Raw genomic sequence first — 16479 nt, forward strand, 5'->3', positions numbered from 1 at the left:
GAACCGACTTTTCTCAACTGCCCTGTCGCGCCCGTGTGGTGGCGCTGTGCTGTGCCTGTGAGTGCGGTTGCCCCCACGTCTGGGTCGGCGGCCGCTCGGTGAGCGGGGGCAGGTGGACCGTGAAGACGGTCCGGCCGGGCACGCTGTCGACGGTGACGGCACCGCCGTGCGCGGTGGCGACGGCCTGCACGATGGCGAGGCCGAGGCCCGTCGAGCCGGAGGCGCGGGAGCGCGAGGTGTCGCCGCGCGCGAACCGTTCGAAGACGTGCGGCAGCAGCTCGGGCGGGATGCCCTGGCCGTCGTCCTCGACGTCCACGCACATCCAGGGACCGCGCCGCTGCACGCGCGCGGTGACCGTCGTGCCGGGTGGGGTGTGGGTGCGGGCGTTGGCCAGCAGGTTGACCAGGACCTGTTGCAGCCGGGCCGCGTCGGCGCTGATCAGCGCGGGTTCATCGGGCAGGTCGAGGCGCCAGTTGTGGTCGCGGCCGGCCGCCCGGGCGTCGCTGATGGTGTCGACGACGAGGGGGACGAGGTCGGTCTGCTCGAACTGGAGCGGCCGGCCGGCGTCCAGCCGGGCCAGCAGCAGCAGATCCTCCACCAGCAAGGTCATCCGGCTCGCCTCGGACTCGATACGGCCGAGGGCATGGCGGGTGTCGGGGCCGACGTCCTCTCTGCCGCGCCGGGTCAGCTCGGCGTACCCGCGGATGGAGGCGAGCGGGGTTCTGAGCTCATGGCTGGCGTCCGCGACGAACTGCCGTACCCGGGTCTCGCTCTGCTGGCGGGAGTGCAGGGCGCGGTGGACGTGGTCCAGCATGCGGTTCAGGGCGGCGCCGACCCGGCCGACCTCGGTGTGCGGGTCGCACTCGGACTCCGGGACCCGTTCTTCGAGGTTCACCTCGCCGGTGTGCAGGGGGAGTTCGGAGACGCGGGTGGCGGTGGCGGCGACCTTGCGCAGGGGGCGGGTGGCGACGCCGACGATGACCGTTCCGGCGAGGGAGGCGGCGATCAGGCCCGCGGCGGTGACGCTGATCTCGATGAGGATCAGGGTGTTGAGGGTGTTGTCGGCTTCCTCGGTGGGGACGGCGACGTAGTAGCTGCCGTTGTCGCCGGTCGCGTACTCGACCCGGTAGTCACCGAGGTCGCCGAGGTCCACGGTGTGCTTGCGGCTGTCCCGGGGCACGGAGTCGAGCGCCCGGATCTGGCTCTCGGTGAGGTCCTTGGACTCCAGCCCGCTGAAGTCGGTGCTGTTCTCGTCCTTCACGCTGACCTTGGCGGCGGTGATGGAGCCGTTCGTGACTTCGGCGACGACCGTGCCCTGGGGCTGGGGGCCGTGGGTGACGATCTCGTCGAGGCTGAGGGACTGTGCGGGCTCGACCGCGTTGTCGCCGGCGTTGCCGGTCTCGGGGTTTCCGTCGCCGTGGGGTCCGCCGAAACCGGCGACGCGGCCGGTGACCTCGGTCAGCCGTCCGTCGAGCTGGTCGTACAGGTGGGAGCGCAGCGCCAGCGTGGTCACCGTGCCGATCACCGCGCAGACCACGGCGATCAGCACCACGGAGGCGACGACGAGCCGCGTCCGCAGGGTGCGCGGCTGTCCCGCTCGCGTCTTCTGCGGACGCGTCCGTCGTCGCCCGCTCATGAGGCGGCGGGCTTGATCAGGTATCCGGCGCCGCGCCGGGTGTGGATCATCGGCTCGCGGCCCGCGTCGATCTTCCGTCGCAGGTAGGAGATGTAGAGCTCGACGACGTTGGCCTGGCCGCCGAAGTCGTAGGACCAGACCCGGTCGAGTATCTGCGCCTTGCTGAGCACGCGCCGGGGGTTGCGCATCAGGAAGCGGAGCAGTTCGAACTCGGTGGCGGTGAGGTGGATGGAGTCCCCGCCCCGGCTGACCTCGTGGCTGTCCTCGTCGAGGGTGAGGTCGCCGACGACCAGCACGGATTCGGAGCGGCGGTCGGCGGCGCCGGAGCGGCGGATCAGTCCGCGCAGCCGGGCGACGACCTCTTCGAGGCTGAACGGCTTGGTGACGTAGTCGTCGCCGCCGGCGGTGAGCCCGGCGATCCGGTCCTCCACGGCATCCTTCGCGGTGAGGAAGAGGACGGGCACGTCGGGCGACTCGCGCCGCAGGCGCCCCAGGACCGTGAGGCCGTCCATGTCGGGCAGCATCATGTCGAGGACGACGGCGTCGGGCCGGAACTCGCGCGCGGTCCGGACGGCACCGGTGCCGTCTCCCGCGGTGCGGATCTGCCAGCCTTCGTAGCGCAGCGCCATGGACAGCAGCTCGGTGATCGACAACTCGTCGTCCACCACCAGCACGCGAACGGGGCTCCCGTCCGGCCTCAGCAGTTCGGTGCGCCCCTGGGGCGAGGTCGTGGTCATGCTCGCCACACTGTCGGTCCCCTCTGAGAACGGGCTTTCGTCGACCTGTGATTCTCCTGAGAAATACGCAGGGGGTTCTTGGGGAGGGAGTGAGAGGCCGCCTTCGGGCGAGAGGCCCCCTTCGGGCGAGAGGCCTCCTTCGGAGGTGGCCGGTTCGAAGAGACCGGCCCCTTTCCGATGCCGGGTCAGAACAGGCCCTCCTGGGGCGGGTTGATGGGCTTTGCTTCTCGGAGTGGGAGCGGTGGGGCATTGTTCGTCGCGGGGATCAGGGGCCAGCCTCGGAGCAGGCGGGTGTCGAGGACGACGACTCCGGCGGGCGTGTCCAGGTGGAGGTCGGGGCCCGCCGCGGCGAGGAGTCGGCCGTGGAGGGCCGCGCCGGCGACCAGTTCGGTGACTTCCCCGACGGCGGGAGGGAGGCCCGTGAGGCCGAATGCGTCCACGTGATCGACGGGGTGGCAGGGCGCGGGGGTGAGGGAGTCCGGCCAGGCGGGGAGGGCGAGGGCCTGCGCATGCAGTCGCTCCAGCTCCGCGGCCCGCTCACCCTCGGTGCCGGGGAGGGCGGAGCGTACGGCCCGCTTGTCGCCGTAGGGAATCCGGTCCGGCACTCCCAGCGCGGCCCGCAGCAGTTCCTCGGTCCGCCGGGCGGCCATCAGCGGGCCGGTGCCGAGCCAGCTGAAACAGACGGCACCCTGCTCAAGAAGGCGCGCGGAGCCCCGCTCTTCGGCGGTGATCCCGACCTTGACCATGCCGGTCCCGAACCAGGCCAGATACACCCGGTACGGCCGCGGATCGTCGGCGAGCGTGTCCGCGGCCACGGAGTGCGCACGGTCCAGCCGGGCACACTCCTCGCACCGCGCGCCGGTACTGCGCCCCGGCACGGCGGCCCGCAGGGGACACGCATGCCCCCTGGCACCGATACACGTCCGCACACCCCCTTCCGCCACCCCCGCCACCCCGAAGGCGACGCGCTTTCCCCGGACCAGCGCACTGCGCCGCCCACCGTCCCACTCCAGCACGGGCCCCTGCGCGGACGACCAACGCAGCCCCGAGCACCTCCACGACGCCTGTTCCATCGCCATCGAGACTAGGCGGGGGGACTGACAACGACCCAGGGAGGGCGGTACCGGGCAGGCCGGTTCACTCGGCGGGCGCCAAGAGCGCCGGCTCACTCCTGGCCACCGTCACCACCTCGGGCACCACCTCGGGCACCACCTCCCGGCGCCCTCGCCCGGCCAGTCGGCACCCCAGGCACCCGGCATGCCCCTGACGCGCCTGCGAGTCGCGCGCCCGCATCGGCCACTCCTCCCGCGGTCGCCGACCCGACGGCTTCCCCCACCCCGCGAGATGCAGGGCCCAGGTGACCAGCAGGGCCATGGTCACCATCCCGAGGCCGAGGGCCAGCCAGGCGCCGGACACCGTGCAGACGCCGACGCCCAGTACCGCCGCTCCGACGCAGGCTGTGCCGAACCCGGTCCACCCCGCGACCGTATGTCCGTGGTCATACTGATGTGCGCTCACGTACCCGCCCTCCCACCGAGCCAGCAGAACCTCTTACCTCGTAAGCAATTTAGCGCAGAAACCTCTCACTAGCTAAGGTAATCAGGAACTGATGTCCGCCACGCCGCGCCCCACCGCCACCCCCGCCCAGGCGCTGGAGGCGATGGACTCCCTCATCGCGGCCCACCTGCTCGGCCAGCAGGAGATGGCCCAGCGGCTGGGCCTGAACATCACCGACCTGCTCTGTTTCGGCTGCGTCCTGAAGGCGGGCGAGAACCTGCTCACCGCGGGCGACCTCGCCGAGCACGCCCATGTCACCACCGGCGCCATGACCGGCATCCTCAACCGACTCGAGCGCGCCGGCTACATCACCCGCGTCCCCGACCCGGCCGACCGGCGCCGGGTCCGGGTGGCCGCGGTACCGGACGCCGTCACGCGCGTGGAGTCGCTGTACGGGCCCTACTACGGCCGCCTCAACGCCCTGTTCGCCGACTACTCACCCGACGAGATCGCCGTACTGACCGACTGGTTCACCCGGACCACGGGACTGGCCCAGCAGTACATCGACGAACTCCGGCAGGGCGACGGCTGAAAGCCGCGCAGGACGTCGGACCTGGAGCGGGCCCAACTGCCTTGGTAGGGCTGGCCACACCCCCAACTGGGGAGCTCACCTCCTCGTCCGGGAACCGGGATCACGGGATCGTTGGACACGGCAGAACAAGTCAGCCGTACGACAGCCGCTCCGGCTCAACGACCCTTTCCCGGAAGGACGTTCCATGACGTCGCCGTCACCGCTCGCGTCCTTCGCCCGGTTCGTGGTGTGCGGGGGCGGCGTCGGCCTGGTCTCCGGGGCCACGGTGCCGCTGCTGGCGCACTCGATGCCCTGGGCGCTGGCCAACGCGCTGATCACCGTGGCCTCCACGCTGCTCTGCACCGAGTTGCACGCCCTGTTCACCTTCGGCACGGGCAGCCGGCCCGGCCTGCGCCGGCACGTGCAGTCGGCGGGGTCGGCGGCGGTGGCGTACGCGGTGACGTCCGCGGCGATCCTGGTCCTGCACCTGGTGGAGTCCTCTCCCACGCTGCTGTGGGAGCAGACGGTCTACCTCACCGCCGCCGCACTCGCCGGGATCGGCCGCTTCCTGGTCCTGCGGCTGTTCGTCTTCGCGAGCACCACGCCCCGTCCGCCGGACCTGCCGTGCGGCCCCGGCGAGCGAGTAGTCCACCTCGACGCCCTCACCGCCCCGTGCCCGGCGCCGATCAGCTTCCAAGCCGTCCCGTAAGGCAACCCGTAACGCAAGAAGCCCCGGATCTCTCCGGGGCTTCTTGTCTGTGTGCACTCGGCAGGATTCGAACCTGCAACCTTCTGATCCGTAGTCAGATGCTCTATCCGTTAAGCTACGAGTGCTTGTTCTGTTTTCCCGCCGTTCCTTGCCCTTCCGGGCCGCTCGCGGCGACAGGAAGAACATTACATGACTGCCGCCGCCATGTGAAATCCATTGGCCGCACCCCTTGTGAGCTGCGAAAAGGCGTCCTGAGGGACTGGAAAACAGCGAAGCCCCGGTCGGGTGACCGGGGCTTCGTGATCTCTGGCGGAGGCGGAGGGATTTGAACCCTCGATGGGCTTTGAGGCCCAAACCGCATTAGCAGTGCGGCGCCATAGACCGGACTAGGCGACGCCTCCAGCACAGCCGCCCGCGCGAGCGCGAGTGGTGCGTGCCGATGATGACACAGACGAGCGCGGTGCCACCAATCGCCCCCCACGGTACTAGGCAGGCGGCCTGCGGGGCAAAGCCCTTGTCGCTGGTCGGCCGGGGGCGCAACGTCCCGGGGCGCGGGGCGTTAGTCAGGTCATGTTGCAGGTCTCCCGCCCCTCCGGCGGCCATCGCGCCCCCCGCCCCTCCCGTACCCGCCGGCTCGGCCGGTTCCTGGTCGTCGCCACCGGCTCGGTGGTCGGCACCGGCTCGGTGGTGGCTACCGGATCCGTCGCGGCCACTGGATCGGCCGTCGCCGTCCCCGCCGTCGCCACTCCCCTCATGTCCGCCGTACCGGCCGCCGCCCGCTCCGGGGACCACCTCACCGTCACCGTGCGGAACGCCGGGGACGGGGTGGACGGGCGGTACGAGCTGTACTGCCACCCCGGCGGCGGCGACCATCCCGACGTCTCCGGCGCCTGCGCCGCTCTCGACCGCGGGACCCGCTGGGGCAAGGACGCCTTCTCCCCCGTACCGGACGGAAGCGTGTGCACCATGCAGTACGGCGGGGCGGCCACCGCTCATGTCACCGGGACCTGGCGCGGGCGGCCCGTGGACGCGCGGTTCGACCGGGGTGACGGGTGCGAGATCGCCCGCTGGGACCGGATGGTCCCCGTGCTGCCCGACCTGCGGCGGGCCGGCCGGGTGTGAGGCGGCGGCCGGGTAAAAGTCCCGCGAAGGTCTCGCGAAGCGAGCGGGCCGTGCGGTGACGGCTCGCGGACGCGCTCATACGTTCTGGGTCACTTCGTCGTGCGACCTCCCTCTCATCCGGGGCCGCCGTCACCACCCCAGCCCTTAGACTCCCTCGCGTGACACGTCGCGGGCAGGTTGGCAAGATGGCCCGAGCGGTCGGCAAGGTGCGGTAACAGGAGGGAAGCGTCTCGTGAGCAGCAGGCCATCCCGAGGCGCTGCTCGCCTCGCAGCCATACTCGACGCGCTGCCCGATGCGTTGGTGCTGGTCAACGCCAACGGGACCGTCGTCAACGCCAACACCATCGCCCTGGAGGCTTTCGAGGCCCCGGGCACCGCGCTGGTGGGGCGCGGGCTGCTCGATCTGCTGCCGCAGTTCGACTCCAAGCTGATCCCGGGCTCCATGCGCCGGCCCGACCACATGGACCCGCGTGGGCGGACCAAGCCGACCCGGATGATGGCCCGGCGCACCGACGGCAGCGAGTTCCCCGTCGAGGTCACCTCCGCGAACCTGGAGAACGGCCAGCAGGCCTACGACGGTTACGGCTACACCAGCGACGAGCTGCTGATGCTCGTCGTCCGCGACCTGTCCGGGACCATCGACACCGAGGCCGAGCTGGCCCGCTCGCAGCGGCAGACCGAGATGATCCTGCGGGCCGCCGCCGAGGGCGTCGTGGGCACCGACACCGACGGACGGATCGTCCTGGTCAACCCGGCCGCCGCCCAGATACTGGGGTACCGGGCCAGCGACCTCGGCGGGCGCGAGCTGCACGACCTCGTCCTGCACTCCCGGCCCGACGGGACGCCGTTCCCGTACGACGAGTCCCCGCTCGCCGACACCCTGCGCTCCGGGCGCAAGCACCGGGTGCGCGGGCAGGTGCTGTTCGCCAAGAGCGGCGAGGAGGTGCCGGTCGACCTGACCACCGCTCCCGTGCGCGACGGCGACCAGCTGGTCGGCGCCGTGATGACCTTCACCGACCGGCGGCCCTACGACGCCCTCGCCGCGGAGAAGGCCGCCGCCGAGAAGCAGCACGAAGAGGAGCTGGAGCGGCTCTCCGAGGAGCACGCCTCCGAGCTGACCGCACTGCGCCAGAAGCACGTGACCGAGCTGGAGGAGCTCCAGGAGCGGCACGAGGAGGAACTCGGCGCCAACGAGGAGCGGTACGCGGCGCTGGGGGAGCGCGAGAAGGACCGTTACGAGGCCCTCGCCGGGCGGCACGAGCAGCTGCTGACGCTGCTCGCCCAGTCGCTGCGCGGGCCGCTGGACGAACTGCGCCGTGAGCTGGCGGCGCTGGCCGCGGACGACGCGGGGCAGCTGTGGCCCGAGGCCAATCAGGTGCTGCACCATCTGTCGGCCGGGTACTCCCGGATCACCACCCTCATCGACAACGTCCTCGGCTATCAGCGGCTCGACACCGGCAGCGAGGGGATCACCCGGACGAAGGTGATGCTCGACGCCGTCGTCGCCGCCGGTGTCGACGGGGCCGTCGAACTCATCGGGCCCGGCCGGGTGCAGTTCGCCGTGCACGCGCCGCCCATCGAGGCGGAGGTCGACTCCCGGATGCTCGCGACCGCGCTGGCGCATCTGGTCGCCGACGTCGCGGGCGTCGACGCGACCGGCAACGCGCCCGTGTCGGCGGGCGGCTACATGGACAACACGGTCGTCGTGGCGGCGGCGCAGCGCGGTGAGGTCGTACGGATCGAGGTGCGCGGGCCGTATCCCGGGGGAGACCCGGTGCACGAGCCGATCGTGCGCGGGATCGTGCGCGCGCACGGCGGAGTGCTCCAGACGGTCGAGGTGCCCGGGATGAGCGGCAGCGCGTTCGTGCTGGAGGTGCCGATCGGCGGCGGCGCCGGGGCGGTGCCGGGCTCCCAGGTCGCCCTGGTCGCCCCTCCGGCCGAGGCGGAGGCCGTCGAGCAGACCTCCGGTGGCGGGCGGCGGCGGGCCCGGCGGTCCTCCGTGGACGCCTTCCTGGACAGTGAGGTGGCCGCGCGTCCGGGCGGCGCGGAGGGCGAGTCCGCGCCGACCGGACGGCGCAGGCGGCGGGCGGCCGAGTCGGCGCCCGTTCCGGCCCAGGCGCAGGCACCGGCCGAGGTGTCCGGAGGTACGGGGCGACGGCGCGGGCGTCCGGCCGAGATCGCCGGTGCGGACGGCGCCGGTGCGGGAGTCACCGAGGGTGGGGACGGCGCCGGTGCGGGGGTGTCCGAGGGTGCCGTGATGACGGCTGCCGAGCATGCCGCGGGCACCGCTGCCGCGGGGACCGGTCTGGGCGGCACGGTGCCGCCGCAGGGCGTGCCCGCGCCGGGCGGGCGGCAGGCCCGGCGGGACGCGGGTGAACAGCACGCGCTGCCTCCGGCGTTGCCTGCGGTGTCCTCCGGGGTGATCCCGGCGCAGGGCGGCACCGGCACCGACTCCCTCCCCGGTCCTGGCCCCAGCTCCCTCCCTGGTCCTGGCTCCGGCCCGGGTATGGACTCGGGCTCAGCTGAGGACGGGCAGCCGACCGGGCGCCGGCGGCGGGCGCTGGCGGCCGCGAACGAGCGTGCGGCCACGCAGGAGGCGGGCCCCCGTACGGTGTTCGCCCTGCCGCCGGCCGACGCGGACCGGGCGGAGCAGCAGGCGCCGGTCCCGGCGCAGGGTCAGGGCCCGGCGCAGGGTCAGGGCCCGGTTCCGGCCCACGGCCAAGGCCCGGTCCCCGCCCACGGCCAGACCCCGGTACCCGCCCACGGCCAAGGCCAGGTACCGGGCCACGGCCAGACCCCGGTACCGGCCCACGGCCAGGTCCCCGTATCGCCCCAGCCCCCGGCCCCCCACCCCACCCCCGCATCGGCCCCCGCCACCGCCACCGACGACGGCCGTCACGATGCCGTACCGCACGACCAGGCCGACGATCACACGCCGCCGCAGCCGCATCCCACGAGCGCCCCGACCGGGCGCCGTCGGCGGGCCGTGGGGCAGCCGGTCCCGGAGGCCGGAGCTCCCGTCGCGCCCCAGTCGGCGCCCGCCCCGCACCACCCCGAGGTGCAGGCGCCCGCCGCGGTCCCGCTCCCCGCCGAGGCCGCCACCCCGGCCCAGGGCAGCCCCGCCTCCGCCCAGCCGTGGCCCGGCGCGGACGACACCTCCGGCGCCGGTACGGCCGTACCCCCGAACCCGGCCCGAGCGCAGGGGACGCCGTCCCAAAACACCCCGTTGCCCCCGGAGGCCGAGACGCGGCGCGCGGCGCAGCCGCTGCCCGCCGAGGCCGCCGCCCCCGTGGACCCGAACTCCACGCAGGGGCGGGCGATCAGTGTGCGGACCCTGGGGCAGGGCGTGCCGTTCACGCGGCAGGCGGCGCAGGTGCAGCAGCCGTCGGTGACGCCTCCCCCACATCAAGCGAACCCGCATCAAGCGAACCCGCATCAAGCGAACCCGCATCAGACGAACCCGCACCAGACCAACGGTGGCGGCCGTCGGCGCAAGCTGGGCACGCGGCCCGAATCGGCGGGCGCGGCCCAGCCGGAGCAGCCGGCCCGGCCGCATCCGCAGGCCGGGCAGTCCCGGCTCGCGCAGGGCACCGAGGGCACGGGACGGTCGTACGCCATAGGGGCGCCGGACGAGAACGCCGCCGAGGGGCCCGAGCCGCTGGACGGTCCGGGCGGGGCGGTGGAGGTCGCGGACACCCCGCGGCCGCAGCCAATGGACGACGAGCTGCCCCCGGAGCCGCTGGACAACCCGCGGCGGCTGCTGGTGTGGCCGGCGCCCGACGTCACCACGCAGCAGGCGCTGAGCGACCGCGGCTACCGGCCCGTCATCGTGCACTCGCGCGAGGAGGTGGACGCGCAGATCGCGGCGTTCCCGGCCGCGCTGTTCGTGGATCCGCTGACCGGTCCGATCACCCGTACCGCCCTGCAGTCCCTGCGGCAGGCGGCGGTGGCCGCCGAGGTGCCGGTGATGGTGACGGCGGGTCTCGGGCAGGCCTCGCGGGAGGCGGCGTACGGCGCCGACCCCGCCGTCCTGCTGAAGGCGCTGGCGCCCCGGGACAGCGAGCAGCATCCGCCGCGGGTGCTGCTGATCGAGGAGCACGCCGAGATCGCGCTGGCGCTGACCGCGACGCTGGAGCGGCGCGGGATGCAGGTGGCGCGGGCCGCGAGCGATCTGGACGCGGTGACGCTGGCGGGGCAGTTCCGGCCGAACCTGGTCGTGATGGACCTGATGCAGGTGCACCGCCGCCAGGCCGGTTCCACCGGGATCATCGACTGGCTGCGGGCGAACGGCCAGCTCAACCGCACCCCGCTGGTCGTCTACACGGCCGCCGTCGACCCCGCCGACCTGCCGCGGCTCGCGTCGGGCGAGACGGTGCTGTTCCTCGCGGAGCGGTCGACGAGCCCCGAGGTGCAGAGCCGGATCGTGGACCTGCTGGCGCGGATCGGCACCAACTAGCCGACGTACGCACGAGAGAGCCCCCGGCCGTTGCCGGGGGCTCTCTTCGATCGCGGGTCAGATCCGGGTCACGTCCAGCGTGCCCTCGGCGTACTGCCTGCGCAGCACCTTCTTGTCGAACTTGCCGACGCTCGTCTTCGGCACCGTCTCGATGACCGTCCAGCGCTCCGGGAGCTGCCACTTGGCGATCCCGGCCTGGTCGGCGAGGAAGGTGCGCAGGGCGGCGAAGTCGGCCGTCGAGCCCTCCTTCAGGACCACCGTGGCCAGCGGGCGCTCGCCCCACTTGTCGTCGGGGACCGCCACCACGGCCGCCTCGGCGACGTCGGGGTGGGACATCAGGGCGTTCTCCAGCTCCACCGACGAGATCCACTCGCCGCCGGACTTGATGACGTCCTTCGCCCGGTCGGTCAGGGTCAGGAAGCCGTCCGGGCTGATCGTGCCGACGTCACCCGTCTTCAGCCAGCCGTCCTCGCTGAACTTGTCGGCGGGGCGCAGGGGTTCGGCGGCGGGGCCGTTGTAGTACGCGCCGGCGATCCACGGGCCGCGCACCTCCAGCTCGCCCGCCGACTCGCCGTCCCAGGGCAGGCGCTCGCCGCCCGGGCCGGTGAGGCGGGCCTCCACCGAGGCGGGGAAGCGGCCCTGGGTGAGGCGGTAGCCGAACTCGTCGTCCGTGCCCACCGCGTGGGCCGGGGGACGGGCGATCGTGCCGAGCGGGGAGGTCTCCGTCATGCCCCAGGCGTGGCAGACCCGCATGCCGAGCTCGTCGAAGGCCTTCATGAGCGAGGGCGGACAGGCCGAGCCGCCGATGGTGACCTGACCGAGGGAGGACACATCACGCGGCTTCGCCGTCAGCTCGCCGAGCAGGCCCTGCCAGATGGTGGGCACCGCCGCCGCGTGCGTCGGCTTCTCGCGCTCGATCATCTCGGCCAGCGGGGCCGGCTGGAGGAAGCGGTCCGGCATCAGCAGGTTGACGCCGGTCATGAAGGTGGCGTGCGGCAGGCCCCAGGCGTTGACGTGGAACTGGGGGACCACGACCAGGGAGGTGTCCTCGTCGGTCAGGCCCATCGACTGGGTCATGTTGACCTGCATCGAGTGCAGGTAGACCGAACGGTGGCTGTACACCACGCCCTTGGGGTCCCCGGTGGTGCCGGAGGTGTAGCACATGGCCGCCGCCGCACGCTCGTCCAGCTCGGGCCAGTCGTACGCGGTCGGCTTGCCGGCGATCAGGTCCTCGTACTCGTGCACCCGCACCGACGCGTCCGCGAGCAGCCCGCGGTCGCCGGGACCCGAGATCACCACGTGCTCGACCGTCTTCAGGTGCGGCAGCAGCGGGGCGAGCAGCGGCAGCAGGGAGCCGTTGGCGATCACCACCCGGTCGGCGGCGTGGTCGACGATCCAGACCAGCTGCTCCGGGGGGAGGCGGAGGTTGAGGGTGTGCAGCACCGCGCCCATGGAGGGAATCGCGAAGTACGCCTCGACGTGCTCGGCGTTGTTCCACATCAGGGTCGCGACCCGCTCGTCGGCCGCCACGCCCAGGTCGTCCCGGAGCGCGTGCGCCAGCTGGGCCGCGCGGGTGCCGATCTCGGCGAAGGAGCGGCGGTGCGGTTCGGCCGCGCCGGTCCAGGTGATCACCTGTGATGTGCCGTGGATCGTCGACCCGTGGGCCAGGATCCTGGAGATCAGCAGCGGTACGTCCTGCATGGTGCTCAGCACGGTGGTCCTCCCGGGGCGGCATTGCCTACGCGGTGGCAAGGGTTGCGGAGATTCTGCGCGCATACCGCGTGGTATGTCACTAGGGGAGGGTGATCGATCACGTCACGTTGCGCTCACCAAAGGATGACGCTAACGCGACGGAGCCAGTTCGGGGTCCTCGCGCAGCTTGCCGAGCGCCCGGGACACTGCCGACTTCACCGTGCCGACCGACACCCCGAGCACCTCGGCCGTCTGCGCCTCGCTGAGGTCCTCGTAGTACCGGAGGACGACCATCGCCCGCTGCCGGGCCGGCAGCTTCATGATCGCCCGCCACATCGCGTCGTGCAGCGCCTGCTGCTCGGCCGGGTCGGAGCCGCTCGGGCAGGGCTCGGGCTCGGGCAGCTCGTCGGTCGCGAACTCGTCCACCTTTCTCTTGCGCCACTGCGAGGTGCGGGTGTTCACCAGCGCGCGGCGCACATAGCCGTCGAGCGCGCGATGGTCCTCGATGCGCTCCCAGGCGACGTACGTCTTGGTGAGCGCGGTCTGCAGCAGATCCTCCGCGTCGCACGGGTTCGCGGTCAGCGACCTGGCGGTCCGCAGCAGCACCGGCTGGCGGGCCCGCACGTACGACGAGAACGACGGGTACGGAAGGCTCTGCGCCCTGGGTGCGGCGGCGTCCGAAGCGCGTGTGCAGACGGGAGTGGTCATGGCTCCACGCTAGGAGCGGGCACCAGGTCCGCTCATCGGCCGGAGGTCCCGAAGCCGAGTCCGCCTCAGGTTGTAGGGGTGGGGTCAGCTCCACCTCCTGAGGGTGGACGAGAAGGCGAGGGCTACTACGGGATGACCCCCAGGGGACCTTTCGTGGGACCGTCCTCCCGCCGCCGTCCGCCGTCCGTCATCCGTCCGCCGTCAGCACCAGGCCCGACGTCGGCACCCCCGTCCCCGCCGTCACCAGCACCCGGGCCGCCCCGGGGACCTGGTTCACCGAAGTACCCCGGATCTGGCGTACGCCCTCCGCGATGCCGTTCATCCCATGGAGGTACCCCTCGCCGAGCTGACCGCCGTGGGTGTTGAGCGGCAGCCTTTCCTCCGCCACGAAGTGCGCCGCCTCGCCGCGGCCGCAGAAGCCGTACTCCTCCAGCTGCATGAGCACGAACGGGGTGAAGTGGTCGTAGAGGATCCCCACGTCGATGTCGGCGGGGGCCAGTCCCGTCCTGCGCCACAGCTGCCGGGCCACGACCCCCGACTCGGCCAGGCCGGTGAGGTCGCCGGTGTGGAAGCCGGTCATCTGCTCCTGGCCCCGGGCGGCGCCCTGCGCGGCCGCGGCGACCGCCGCCGGCGGGTGGGGGAGGTCGCGGGCGCGTTCCCGCGAGGTGACGACGATCGCCTGACCGCCGTCCGTCTCCTGGCAGCAGTCCAGCAGGCGCAGCGGTTCGGCGATCCAGCGGGAGGACGCGTGGTCGGCGAGGGTGATGGGGCGGCCGTGGAACCAGGCGGCCGGGTTGGTCGCCGCGTACCGGCGGGCCAGGACGGCGACGGGGCCGAAGGCGGCCTCGGGGGGCAGGCCGTAGGTGTGCAGATAGCGCTGGGCCGCCATCGCCACCCAGGACGCCGGGGTGAGCAGGCCGAACGGCAGCGCCCAGCCCAGCGCGACGCCCTCCGCCGACGGCTCGCGCCGCTGCACCCCGGAGCCGAAGCGGCGGCCCGAGCGCTCGTTGAAGGCGCGGTAGCAGACGACCACCTCGGCCACCCCGGCCGTCACCGCGAGCGCGGCCTGCTGGACGGTCGCGCAGGCCGCGCCGCCGCCGTAGTGGACGCGGGAGAAGAAGGACAGCTCGCCCATGCCCGCCGCCTGGGCCACGGTGATCTCCGGGCTGGTGTCCATGGTGAAGGTGACCAGCCCGTCCACGTCGCCGGGGGTCAGCCCCGCGTCGTCCAGCGCCGCCCGCACCGCCTCCACGGCCAGCCGCAGCTCACTGCGCCCGGAGTCCTTGGAGAACTCCGTCGCCCCGATCCCGGCGATCGCCGCGCTCACGGCGCACCCGTGAGCGTGACGGTGGCCGTGCCGGTCACATGGGCGCCGAGGCTGTTCGTCCCGACGACGCGCACGGTCGCCGTGTCGCCGTCGACCTCCTCGATACTGCCGGTCAACACCATGGTGTCACCAGGGTGGTTGGGGACGCCGAGGCGGATGGAGAGCTTGCGGAGCACGGCCGCGGGACCGAAGTGGTCGGTGAGGTAGCGGCCGACCAGGCCGTTGGTGGTGAGGATGTTCATGAAGATGTCCGGGGAGCCCTTCTGCCGGGCGAGTTCCGGGTCGTGGTGGATGTCCTGGTAGTCGCGCGAGGCGATGGCTCCGGCGACGATCAGGGTGCGGGTGACGGGGACGGTCAGCGGCGGCAGCTCCTCACCGGTCCTCATGCGGCCACCCGCCACACCGGGAGGGTCAGTTCATCGTCGTACGCCTGGAACTCGACCCGCACCGGCAGCCCGATCCGCACCTTGTCGTACGGCACCCCGGCCACGTTCCCGAGCATCCGCACGCCCTCCGGCAGCTCGATCAGGGCGACGGCGTACGGCGGGTCGAAGGCCGGGAAGGGCGGGTGGTGCATGACGACGTACGAGTACACCGTCCCCTCGCCGCTCGCCTCCACGGTGTCCCAGCCGAGGCCGCCACAGGCGTTGCAGCCGGGCAGCCAGGGGTGGCGCGGGGTGCCGCAGGCGGTGCAGCGCTGGAGGAGGAGGCGGTGCTGCCGTACGCCCTCCCAGAAGCCTGCGTTGTCGCGGTTGACGACCGGGCGGGGGCGCGGGGGTCTGGCGGCCTGCCGTGCCGCGGGGGCGTACTTGAGGATGCGGAAGCGGTGGGTGCCGACCAGGTCGGGGCCGACCCGGACGTCGGTGCGGGTGGTGACGAAGTGGCCGGTGCCGAGCTTGGTGGTCTTGCGGTCCGAGACGGTCTCGATGACGGTGTCGAAGGTGATCTCGTCGCCGGGGCGCAGGGGGCGCAGGTACTCCTGCTGGCAGTCGGTGGCGACGACCGAGGTGCAGCCCGCCGCGTCGAGCAGACCGAGCAGGTCGTCGTACGCCGCCGAACGGCCCGTATGGCCGGGGAGGCCGCCCATCGTCCAGGCCTGGAGCATGGTGGGCGGGGCGATGGCGGCGGGGCCGGTGTACGCCGGATTCGTGTCGCCCAGGGCCTCGCACCAGTGGCGGATCATGGGCAGGTTGACGGGGTCCTTGCCGGTGGCCCGGGTGGCGGCGGGCCGCCCCTCGAAGGCCTTGAGCCGCTCGGTCAGGTCTTCTTCGGTACGCACGACTCCCTCCCCTCTCGCGGTTTCTGACTGTCCGTCAGATCTGACGGACAGTCAAGACCACAGGGGAACAGGCACAAACGCCTGCGCGGCGATGCCGTAGCACCGCCGCGCAGACGTGTCACACCCCATGGAGCACACCACTCGGGAGACCTGGACCGGCGCCGTGAGCGCGGGTCCTCAGCTCACCACCACAGCGGGGTGAAGTTGACGGCCACGTTGCTGTTTCCCTGGTTGACGGCCGTGAACGCGGAACCGTCGACCTGGGCGGTGTTGCTCTGGTTCGAGGCGCCGGAGCCAATCGCCTGCTGCTGGGTCGTGGAGGAGTTGCCGTTGTTCTCGCCGCCCACACCACTGCCGAGGATGCCCTGCCAGGCGTTCGTGACGGCCGCGCTCGATCCGTCGTCCGCGATGGCGCCGTTGTCCGCCGACGCGGCACCGGCGAAGAGCGCGGCGGCGAGCGGCAGGGCGGAGACGGCGGCGATGACGCGGGCGGTACGGATGCTTGCCATGTTGTTCCTCCAGAACGTGAAGTACGGCTGCCGCCAAGGCAGTTGGCCGACCGGCTTGGCGTGGTGATCGACGTCGCGAATCCAGAGTTGCCCACCGAATCCCCGGCGAACCACCCCTTACGGCGCGATTCGCCCTCAAGCGTGATGACAAGTCGATAAACCCCCTTGCCTACCTATAAGGCCCGGATCAGGGCAGTGGGGGCAGCTCGAACCAAGTGCCGCAAGAGGGGAAGCGC

14 protein-coding genes and 2 tRNA genes are annotated in these 16479 nt (G+C 72.5%); 4 read left to right on the plus strand and 12 right to left on the minus strand.

Annotated features, from left to right (window positions below; genetic code table 11):
- Nucleotides 1-13 precede the first annotated feature (13 nt).
- The 4 genes from ACFYW5_RS10340 to ACFYW5_RS10355 form a co-directional block, all read right to left on the minus strand.
- Complete coding sequence (locus ACFYW5_RS10340; RefSeq protein WP_389416522.1) at nucleotides 14-1636, minus strand: sensor histidine kinase; 1623 nt, start codon at nucleotides 1634-1636, stop codon at nucleotides 14-16.
- Nucleotides 1633-2373, minus strand: a complete 741-nt coding sequence (locus tag ACFYW5_RS10345; RefSeq protein ID WP_389416523.1) for a response regulator transcription factor — start codon at nucleotides 2371-2373, stop codon at nucleotides 1633-1635. The genes ACFYW5_RS10340 and ACFYW5_RS10345 overlap by 4 nt, the downstream gene beginning before the upstream one ends.
- 185 nt (nucleotides 2374-2558) lie before the next feature.
- Entirely contained in the window at nucleotides 2559-3446 is an 888-nt protein-coding gene (locus ACFYW5_RS10350) for a DUF2797 domain-containing protein (RefSeq protein ID WP_389416524.1), read from the minus strand.
- A gap of 64 nt (nucleotides 3447-3510) precedes the next feature.
- Nucleotides 3511-3891, minus strand: a complete 381-nt coding sequence (locus ACFYW5_RS10355) for an HGxxPAAW family protein (RefSeq protein ID WP_389416525.1) — start codon at nucleotides 3889-3891, stop codon at nucleotides 3511-3513.
- 91 nt (nucleotides 3892-3982) lie between these two features.
- Here ACFYW5_RS10355 and ACFYW5_RS10360 point away from each other — a divergent pair, with 91 nt between their 5' ends.
- Both ACFYW5_RS10360 and ACFYW5_RS10365 read left to right on the plus strand, forming a co-directional pair.
- On the plus strand, nucleotides 3983-4462 hold the full coding sequence (locus ACFYW5_RS10360) for a MarR family winged helix-turn-helix transcriptional regulator (protein WP_389416526.1): 480 nt from the start codon (nucleotides 3983-3985) through the stop codon (nucleotides 4460-4462).
- Between the two features lie 184 nt (nucleotides 4463-4646).
- Nucleotides 4647-5150, plus strand: coding sequence for a hypothetical protein (locus ACFYW5_RS10365; protein WP_389416527.1), 504 nt, complete (start codon nucleotides 4647-4649; stop codon nucleotides 5148-5150).
- Nucleotides 5151-5202: 52 nt separating this feature from the next.
- On the opposite strand, the gene ACFYW5_RS10370 is transcribed toward ACFYW5_RS10365, so the two are convergent.
- A tRNA-Arg gene (locus ACFYW5_RS10370) sits at nucleotides 5203-5275 on the minus strand.
- A gap of 182 nt (nucleotides 5276-5457) precedes the next feature.
- Nucleotides 5458-5551 (minus strand) — tRNA-Ser (locus tag ACFYW5_RS10375).
- A gap of 169 nt (nucleotides 5552-5720) precedes the next feature.
- Here ACFYW5_RS10375 and ACFYW5_RS10380 point away from each other — a divergent pair.
- Both ACFYW5_RS10380 and ACFYW5_RS10385 read left to right on the plus strand, forming a co-directional pair.
- On the plus strand, nucleotides 5721-6272 hold the full coding sequence (locus tag ACFYW5_RS10380) for an SSI family serine proteinase inhibitor (RefSeq protein WP_389416528.1): 552 nt from the start codon (nucleotides 5721-5723) through the stop codon (nucleotides 6270-6272).
- A gap of 232 nt (nucleotides 6273-6504) precedes the next feature.
- Complete coding sequence (locus tag ACFYW5_RS10385) at nucleotides 6505-10728, plus strand: PAS domain-containing protein (RefSeq protein ID WP_389416529.1); 4224 nt, start codon at nucleotides 6505-6507, stop codon at nucleotides 10726-10728.
- A gap of 57 nt (nucleotides 10729-10785) precedes the next feature.
- Here the strand turns inward: ACFYW5_RS10385 and ACFYW5_RS10390 are convergent, their stop codons facing one another.
- The 6 genes from ACFYW5_RS10390 to ACFYW5_RS10415 form a co-directional block, all read right to left on the minus strand.
- Nucleotides 10786-12441, minus strand: a complete 1656-nt coding sequence (locus tag ACFYW5_RS10390; RefSeq protein ID WP_389416530.1) for a long-chain fatty acid--CoA ligase — start codon at nucleotides 12439-12441, stop codon at nucleotides 10786-10788.
- Between the two features lie 129 nt (nucleotides 12442-12570).
- Nucleotides 12571-13128 carry a SigE family RNA polymerase sigma factor gene (locus ACFYW5_RS10395; protein WP_389416531.1) on the minus strand — a complete coding sequence of 186 codons (558 nt, stop codon included), beginning with the start codon at nucleotides 13126-13128 and terminating at the stop codon, nucleotides 12571-12573.
- A gap of 187 nt (nucleotides 13129-13315) precedes the next feature.
- Entirely contained in the window at nucleotides 13316-14455 is a 1140-nt protein-coding gene (locus ACFYW5_RS10400; protein ID WP_389416532.1) for a lipid-transfer protein, read from the minus strand.
- A complete protein-coding gene (locus ACFYW5_RS10405; RefSeq protein WP_389416533.1) occupies nucleotides 14452-14841 on the minus strand; it encodes a MaoC family dehydratase in 390 nt (129 codons plus the stop codon). Before ACFYW5_RS10405 ends, ACFYW5_RS10400 begins: the two co-directional genes overlap by 4 nt.
- Entirely contained in the window at nucleotides 14838-15734 is an 897-nt protein-coding gene (locus ACFYW5_RS10410; RefSeq protein ID WP_389416534.1) for a bifunctional MaoC family dehydratase N-terminal/OB-fold nucleic acid binding domain-containing protein, read from the minus strand. The genes ACFYW5_RS10405 and ACFYW5_RS10410 overlap by 4 nt, the downstream gene beginning before the upstream one ends.
- A 182-nt stretch (nucleotides 15735-15916) precedes the next feature.
- On the minus strand, nucleotides 15917-16243 hold the full coding sequence (locus tag ACFYW5_RS10415) for a hypothetical protein (protein WP_389416535.1): 327 nt from the start codon (nucleotides 16241-16243) through the stop codon (nucleotides 15917-15919).
- Nucleotides 16244-16479: the final 236 nt, after the last annotated feature.

Source organism: Streptomyces sp. NPDC002779 (assembly GCF_042888685.1).
Taxonomy (GTDB): Bacteria; Actinomycetota; Actinomycetes; order Streptomycetales; family Streptomycetaceae; genus Streptomyces.